This is a genomic window from Mesorhizobium sp. 2RAF21, from assembly GCF_052115345.1.
GTDB lineage: Bacteria > Pseudomonadota > Alphaproteobacteria > Rhizobiales > Rhizobiaceae > Mesorhizobium > Mesorhizobium terrae.
Genome location: NZ_JBFRGM010000053.1, coordinates 1 through 1,322 on the forward strand (window position 1 = coordinate 1; position 1,322 = coordinate 1,322).

At 63.0% G+C, this 1,322-nt stretch carries 1 protein-coding gene and 1 other annotated feature; the gene reads right to left on the reverse strand.

The window, feature by feature from the left end; all coding sequences use genetic code 11:
• Nucleotides 1–39: 39 nt before the first annotated feature.
• A protein-coding gene (locus AB4136_RS33335; RefSeq protein WP_441932340.1) for an IS3 family transposase occupies nucleotides 40–1,271 on the reverse strand; the annotation gives its coding sequence in 2 pieces (ribosomal slippage) (nucleotides 40–980 and nucleotides 980–1,271; 1,233 coding nt in all).
• Nucleotides 871–987: a sequence feature (AL1L pseudoknot), on the reverse strand. It overlaps the preceding gene by 117 nt.
• Nucleotides 1,272–1,322: the final 51 nt, after the last annotated feature.

The window sequence follows — 1,322 nt, forward strand, 5'->3', positions numbered from 1 at the left end:
TGAACCGCGCCGGGTTTGCCAGAGGCCGTTTGGTTTAAGTTATGCGGCCATGGCTGGTTCTTCCAGCATGGCGTAGTAGCGTTCCTCGGCTTCGGCTGGCGGGATGTTGCCGATAGGCTCCAGCAGCCGGCGGTGGTTGAACCAGTCGACCCAGGTCAGCGTGGCGAACTCGACCGCTTCGAAGCTGCGCCACGGCCCGCGCCGGTGAATGACCTCAGCCTTGTAGAGTCCGTTGATCGTCTCGGCCAGCGCGTTGTCATAGGAATCTCCGACACTGCCGACGGAGGGCTCAATGCCGGCTTCGGCCAAGCGCTCTGTGTAGCGGATGCTGACATATTGCGAACCGCGGTCCGAATGATGAACCAGACCACCGCGATGAACCGGTCGCCGTTCGTGCAGGGCCTGCTCGAGCGCGTCGAGGACGAAACTCGCATGGGCCGTCCGGCTCACCCGCCAGCCGACGATACGACGGGCGTAAGCGTCGATGACGAAGGCTACGTAGACGAAGCCCGACCAGGTGCTGACGTAGGTGAAATCCGAGAGCCAGAGCATGTTCGGAGCCGGTGCGTGGAAGACCCGGTTTACGTGGTCGCGTGGACATGGCGCGGCCTTGTCCTGCACCGTGGTGCGGATCGGCTTGCCGCGAATGACGCCGTGAAGGCCGAGGTCGGCCATCAACCGCTCGACCGTGCAGCGCGCGACATCAAAGCCCTCGCGCACCATCTGCCGCCAGACTTTCCTCGCGCCGTAGACCTCGAAGTTCTCCGTGAAGACACGTTCGATCTCCGGCTTGAGCTCCAGGTCCCGCTTCGCCCGCGCCGACAGCTTCTCGGGATCGGCACGCTTGGCGACGTGGTCGCGGTAGGTCGATGGGGCGATCGGCAACACCTTGCAGATCGGCTCGACCCCATGCGCCTCGCGGTGATCGTCAATGAACGCGATCATCGTTTGAATGGGCGGTCGAGCTCCGCCTGGGCAAAATAAGCGCTCGCCTTGCGCAGGATCTCATTGGCCTGCCGAAGCTCGCGGTTCTCCCGCTCAAGAGCCTTTATCTTCTCGGCCGTGTCCGTCGGCAAACCGGCTCGCTTGCCGGCATCGATCTCGGCCTTCTTTACCCAATCCAGCAGCGTGTGCGCCGAACAGCCGATCTTGGCCGAGATCGACTGACAGGCAGTCCAGCGGGAGGAATGATCGGCCTCGTGATCCAACACCAGCCGCACCGCACGCTCGCGCACCTCAGGGGAAAACTTGTTCGTCGTTTTGCTCGTCATGGCTCCATCCTATTTGGAAGTTGGAGCCTCCGGCAAACCCGGGGCGGTTCA